Annotated in this window: 6 protein-coding genes; 5 read left to right on the top strand and 1 reads right to left on the bottom strand. The window is 71.9% G+C overall.

Annotated features, from left to right (window positions below):
- Window positions 1-189 precede the first annotated feature (189 nt).
- A complete protein-coding gene (locus AB0M08_RS20980; RefSeq protein WP_364495577.1) occupies window positions 190-1827 on the top strand; it encodes a serine/threonine-protein kinase in 1638 nt (545 codons plus the stop codon).
- Between the two features lie 8 nt (window positions 1828-1835).
- Here AB0M08_RS20980 and AB0M08_RS20975 read toward each other — a convergent pair whose 3' ends face one another.
- A complete protein-coding gene (locus tag AB0M08_RS20975; RefSeq protein WP_364495574.1) occupies window positions 1836-2453 on the bottom strand; it encodes a helix-turn-helix domain-containing protein in 618 nt (205 codons plus the stop codon).
- A 96-nt stretch (window positions 2454-2549) separates the two neighbouring features.
- Here AB0M08_RS20975 and AB0M08_RS20970 point away from each other — a divergent pair, with 96 nt between their 5' ends.
- From AB0M08_RS20970 to AB0M08_RS20955, 4 genes are all read left to right on the top strand, one after another.
- On the top strand, window positions 2550-3248 hold the full coding sequence (locus AB0M08_RS20970) for an alpha/beta hydrolase (RefSeq protein WP_364495571.1): 699 nt from the start codon (window positions 2550-2552) through the stop codon (window positions 3246-3248).
- Window positions 3249-3275: 27 nt separating this feature from the next.
- Window positions 3276-3758 (top strand): hypothetical protein, encoded by a 483-nt coding sequence (locus AB0M08_RS20965; protein ID WP_364495569.1) that lies wholly within the window; start codon window positions 3276-3278, stop codon window positions 3756-3758.
- A gap of 3 nt (window positions 3759-3761) precedes the next feature.
- A complete protein-coding gene (locus AB0M08_RS20960) occupies window positions 3762-4250 on the top strand; it encodes a hypothetical protein (protein WP_364495566.1) in 489 nt (162 codons plus the stop codon).
- Between the two features lie 342 nt (window positions 4251-4592).
- Entirely contained in the window at window positions 4593-6350 is a 1758-nt protein-coding gene (locus tag AB0M08_RS20955; RefSeq protein ID WP_364495563.1) for a serine/threonine protein kinase, read from the top strand.
- The last annotated feature ends 116 nt before the right edge of the window (window positions 6351-6466 follow it).

Here is a 6466-nt window from a genome sequence, read left to right as displayed (position 1 = left end):
TGGACCTCCTCAGGCCGTCACGGCCAGACGCAATCACTAGTGTCGATCATTGCTTAGGGTAGGCTAACCAAACTAAAGATCGCTAGCAAGGGTTCGATCACGGTGCGTACGGTCCGTCCGGAGGGCGGGCGCCGACTGAACGGTCCATCGACTTCCGTCTTCCAGGGAGCGCCGGTACCGTACGGCCCCATGCCCATTGATCCACTGCATCCCGGCGACCCTGTGGAGCTGGGCGATTACCGGCTGCTCGGCCGTCTCGGCGCCGGCGGCATGGGCGCCGTCTACCTGGCCCGCGGCCGCGACGAACGCCTCGTCGCCGTCAAGATAATCCGTCCCGAGCTGGCGAGTCAGGCCGAGTTCCGGGGCCGCTTCCGCAACGAGGTCGACCGTGCCCGGGCGGTACCCTCCTTCTGTACGGCCGCGGTCCTCGACGCCGACCCGAAGCACGCCACGCCGTACCTGGTGGTCGAGTACGTGGACGGCCCGGACCTGGCCGAGGTGATCCACGACCGCGGCCCGCTGACCGATGGTGACCTGTACAGCGTGGCGATCGGCGTGGCCACCGCCCTGACCGCGATCCACGGCGCCGGCGTCATCCACCGCGACCTCAAGCCGCGCAACGTGCTCTTCGCCCTCGGCTCGCCGAAGGTGATCGATTTCGGCATCGCCCGCGCGTTCGAGGCGACGAGCGGCCACACCCGCACGGACCAGATGGTCGGCACGGTGACCTACATGGCCCCGGAGCGCTTCGCGGAGCACGAGCCCGGCGTCGGCCCGGCCTCCGACGTCTTCGCCTGGGGCGTGCTGATCACGTACGCCGGCACCGGCCGCACCCCGTTCTCGGCCGACTCCCCCGCCGCGACCGCCGCCCGGATCCTCACCCAGCCGCCGCAGCTGGGCACCCTGCCGTCCCCGCTGCGCGAGATCGTGGCCCGCGCGCTCGACAAGGACCCGGCGGCCCGCCCCACCGCGGCACAGCTCCTGGACCTGCTGCTGGACACCGGTTCACACAGCGCGGCGGGACTCACCGGCCATCCGGAACTGCAGCGCGCGGCCCAGGCGGTCCGGGCCCGGGGCGCACACCGGGTCGAGGACTCCGGGCGGCGCCGGGGCCTGACCATGACCGCCGCGGCCGTGGCGATCTTCGGCCTGGCCGCCGTCGTGGCCCTGACCGGCAACGCGGAACCCGCCCCGCCACCGGCGGCCACTCCGGCACCGGGCACCGCCTCACCCGCCCGGTCCGCGCCGCCCACCCCGTCCACGTCCTCCTCCCCGGCACCCGCGGGCCGCCTGCTGATCGGCGACCGGCTGAACCAGCAGGGCTGGTGGGAGAGCGCCGAGGACGAGCTGGGCACCTGCTCCTTCACCGGCGGCCGGATGGTCGCCACGACCCGCGACACCAACGCCAACTCCTGCCCCGGACCCGCGCAGCAGGTGGCCGGCGACCAGTCGATCTCGGTCACCACCGCACTGCTGGAGCCACACAGCTGCGCCTGGATCGGCTTCCGCCGGGTCACCGACACCCTCGGCTACAACCTGTTCCTCTGCCCGAAACAGGTCACCCTCTCCCGCGACTCCGACGACGACCGGGCCACCCTCGCGACCGTCCACTCGGCGGCCTTCTCCGACGGCGGCGAGCACCGGGTCGACCTGACCATCGAGGACGCCGTGGCCACCGTCTCGGTGGACGGCACCCCATTCTGCAAGGCCGCCGTCACCGGCGAGCGCCTGCGGACCGGCCACGTCGAGCTGGGCCTGGAGACCGACGACCAGCGCGACCACGACACCAGCGTCGCCTTCCTCGACGTGGAGATCCGCAAGCTCTGACGCGTACGTCAGGAAGCCAGGAGCTCGCGGCGCAGCACGGCGGTGAGCCAGGCCTCGGACCTGTCGAGGGACCAGCCGAGGTCGTCGCCGCGGACGAAGTAGGCGGCGTTGCAGAGGTAGAGCCAGAGGATGTCCGACGCCTCGGCGGCGTCCAGGCCGTCGCGGAGGGCGCCCAGCGCGGCCAGGCGGTCGGCGGTCACCCGCAGGCCGTTGCGGAGCCCGTCGTGCGCGATCTCCATCGCCTCCCGGACGGCGGGTTCCTGCGGTGCGGCGGCGACGACCTGGCGCATCAGCGTGGACCACTGGCCGAACCGGGCGCGTGACGCGGCGACGACCAGAGCGATCAGGTGGCCGGGGTCGGTGGCGGTCTCGATCTCGGCGAGCAGGCGGCCGTTCTCGGTGGAGTGCACGCTCGTCTCGATCAGCGTACGGAGCAGGCCGCTCTTGCCGCCGCCGACGGCGTAGACGGTCGCCGGCGCCACCCGGGCCGCCTCGGCGATCTGCTCCACCTTCGTGGCGTAGTAGCCCTGCTCGATGAAGAGCGAGCGGGCCGCGTCGAGGATCGCCTCGCGGGTCATCCGCGCGTACTCACTCCGGCGGTTGACGGGGGACGACGCGGTGGGCATGCGGTCGATCATAGATCAGCCGCAGGCGACTCTGTTCATCAGAGTCGACTCTGATCAACATGCTACGGTCTGGCCGCACTCTTACGAGGAGGTCCGATGCACTACGTCTTCATCCCCGGCGCCTGGCACGGCGGCTGGTCCTGGCACCCGGTGGGCCACCGCGTACACGCCGCCGGCCACGGCGCCACCGCGCTCACCATGCCCGGCCTGAGCCTGGGCGACGACCCGGCCGGACTGCGGCTGACCGACGCCGTCGACCACATCGTGGCCGCGGTCGAACGCCGCGACCTGCGCGACGTCGTCCTGGTCGGGCACAGCTGGGGCGGCATCCCGATCACCGGCGCCGCGCACCGCCTCGGCGACCGGCTGGCCGGCATCGCCTACTTCAGCGCGTTCATCCCGCGGCCCGGCGAGTCGATGGCCGCGGCGATGGGCCCGATGGAGGGCTTCGTCCGGGACGCGATCGCGGCCGCCCCCGACGGCACCATCGGCATCGACTTCGGCACGTTCGCGCAGGGCCTGATGCCCGGCCAGCCGGAGGCGCTGCAGCGGGTCGTGTTCGACCAGCTGATGCCGCAGCCCGGCGGCTACATGCTGGACGCGCAGGACCTCCCCGGCGTGGACACCCTCGGCGTGCCGATCACGTACGTGCTGGCCGAGAAGGACACCGCGCTGGCCGCACCGGGGGCCGAGCTGGCCGCCCGCGCCGGGGTGCAGCCGATCCCGGTCCCCGGCGGTCACGAGGCCCTGCTGACCCACCCGGACGAGGTCTCCAAGGCGCTCCTGGGCAACTGACGAACATGTTCGCCACGATCGTGTTCGGTGCTGACGCCGCGCCCCTGCGGCCCGCACTACCTGCGGCTGCTCGACACGATCGTCGGGCTGCTGCTGACCGGCGGCCTCCCGGCACGGCAGGCCGCGTGGGGCGGCGACATCCTGCTGCATCAGGCCACCGCGACCGCCGCCGAGCAGGCCGGCCGCGACGAGGCCGCCGAGGCGGACGCCGAAGAGCAGGACCTGGCTCTCGCGATCGCCGAGGGGATGCCGCGGGCCGTCCGAGCTCACGATCATGGCTGGCCGGGGCGGCGGGTGTCCTCGATCACTGATCGAGTCGTTCCGGCGCCCCTCTGGCGGCTGCGCGAGCACACGGTCGCGGATCGTGGTCGCCTACCGCCCCTTCTCCCGGTCGATCGCGTGCACGCATCGCCCCACTCGCACCGTCCGTGTGCGCACACCGCCCCCACACAGGACAGAGCGCGGCGAGCGCACTCTTCCGTCACGACGTCACACACCTGTACTGATTAGGTCATGACCTCCCCGCGCTTCCCTGCCGGGAGCACGATCGCGCGGCGTGACATGCTCGACGGCCGCGTGTGGACCGCCGCCGGTCATCGCGTCCTGGCCGACGACGGCACCCACCTGCAGTTCGTGCTCTGGCCGGGCACCCGCACCTACTCGCCGACCACCTGGATCGACTGGTTCCGCACCGGCGACGTATCGGTCCGCAAACAGGCCATCCCCGACCTCGCCGCCCGAAACTGGACGCTCGGCGAGTGGATCTGGCAGGACACGGCGGTCCTGACCTGGGTCGGCTTCGACCCCGACTTCAACCTCCAGTACTACCAGCCGATCACCGCCGGCACCGCCTACTGGAAGCTCAACTTCGAGCGCCCGGTGACCCGCACCCCGCACGGCATCGACACCTTCGACCTCCTGCTCGACCTGATCATCGCCCCGACGGCCGATGGCACTGGAAGGACCAGGACGAGTACGACCAGGCCCGGCGCCTCGGCCTGATCGACGACGCGGAACACCACCGGATCGACCAGGCTCGCCAGCGCGCGGTCGCCTTCGCCGAAGCCCGCGAGGGCCCGCTCGCCCAGGACTGGTCCACCTGGCGGCCACCCACCGACGGGAACCCGCCTGAAATGCCGTCCAGCCTGCTGGACACCTTCCCGCGCCCCGCACCTTCCTGACTGACCGCCCCAGGTCTCCCACAGCCGAACAGGCTCGGCGAAAGGGCCTACACCTCGACCCAGAGCGGGCAACTCTCCACATAGGCTAGGCTCCTGCTCCGACACCATCGGATAACCTTTCGAAAAACAGCCCTGACCAGGCATTTCAATTCGTGGAGCAGGTTTGAGCGAGCAGGGCGGATCGCGGTCAGGGCCGTTGCAGGCGGGTGACCCCGATCGGGTCGGCGAGTACGAGGTGCTCGGCCGGCTGGGTGCGGGCGGCATGGGCGTCGTCTACCTGGCGCGCGGCCGGGACGGGCGGCTGGTCGCGGTCAAGGTCGTGTACCCCGCGCTCGCCCACGACGAGGAGTTCCGGCGGCGGTTCCGCAGCGAGGTGGCCCGCGCCCGGCAGGTACCGCCGTTCTGCACCGCCGAGGTCCTCGACGCCGACCCGGACGCACCCCAGCCCTACCTGGTCGTCGAGTACGTCGACGGCCCCACGCTCGGCGCCGAGGTCCGGGAGAAGGGCCCACTGACCGCCGCGAACCTGCACGCGGTAGCGGTCGGCATCGCCACCGCACTGACCGTCATCCACGAGGCCGGAGTCATCCACCGCGACCTCAAACCGGGCAACGTACTGCTCGCGCCCGGCAGCCCCAAGGTGATCGACTTCGGTATCGCCCGGGCCATGACGGCGGCCGGTACCCAGCACACGCGGACCGGGCAGTTCATGGGCACCGTCGGTTACATGGCGCCGGAACGCTTCGACGAGCCCGCCACGCCGCTCACCCCGGCCGCGGACGTCTTCGCCTGGGGCTGTGTCGTCGCGTTCGCCGGGACCGGGCGGCCGCCGTTCACGGCCGACTCGCCGATGGCGACGCTCGCGAAGATGCTCACCCAGCCGCCGGTGCTCGACGGGCTGGCGGACGGTCCGCTGCGCGCACTCGTGGAACGGTCGCTCGCCAAGGATCCGGCGGCCCGGCCGACCGCCCGGGAGCTGCTCGACCAGCTCCTGGCCACCTCGCCACAGCTCCCGTCGATCTCGCTGCCACCAGCGCCGGCGTCACCACAGCCCGCCTCACCACAGCCCGCCTCACCACAGCCCGCCTCACCACAGCCCGCGTCGCTGGCCCCACGGCGGGAGCGGGCGGTGCCGGTGCTCGCGGGAACCGTCGCCGTCCTGGCACTCGCCCTGATGGGCGGGGCGGGTTTCACCGTCTACCGGAACACCGGCCAGAACGAACAGGTCACCGCGGGCGCGTCGCCGGAGAACCCGGTGCCGGCCGTCGCCGGCCCCACCTCCCCGGCCGCCGTCATGGCCTCCTCCCCGCAGCCATCGATCGTGACGCCACCGGCCACGCGGTCGCCGGCGCCGAAGCCCTCCTCGAAGAGCCCGAAGCCGAAGGTCACGACGTCCGCTCCGGACGGGCAGCCGCCGGTCGCGGCCGCCGATGTCACCGCGGCGAGCTACGGGCCGTTCTTCCTCAGGAACTACGAGACGGGGTACTGCGCCGACCTGGACGGAACCGGGGCCGGGAAGAACAAGCAGCCGGTGGTTCACGACGTCTGCATCAAGGACGCCGCCGACAACCAGGAGTTCGTGTTCGTGCCCACGGGCGAGGACGCCTCGGGGAACCAGCTCTACCTCATCCGGGACACCACGGCCGGCCGGTGCCTCGACGCGGAGGGGACCGGCGCGGTCGAGGCGGGTGTGGACGTCGTGGTGCTGAACTGCGACCCGCTGGACAACCAGGAGTTCCGGCTGCAGCCACAGCTCACCGCCGGCGGATTCCGCTACTACCGCCTGATCCACACGGACGAAGGACTCTGCCTCGACGTGTTCGGCAACGGTCCCGGCCGTCCCGCGGCACCGATCACCCTCACCGACTGCCTGGCCAACGACGATCACGAGTGGGCCCTGGTCACCCGCGCCGATCTGTAGCACTGCCGACCGCATCGCCGGTCAGTCGATCGAGTAGGCGAGGTTGGGGCGCAGCCAGCGCTCCACCTCGCCGAGCGGCAGGCCCCGGCGCTTCGCGTAGTCCTCGACCTGGTCCT

The organism is Actinoplanes sp. NPDC051851 (assembly GCF_040681165.1).
Taxonomy (GTDB): Bacteria; Actinomycetota; Actinomycetes; order Mycobacteriales; family Micromonosporaceae; genus Actinoplanes.
This window is presented reverse-complemented; position numbering and strand designations above follow the sequence as displayed.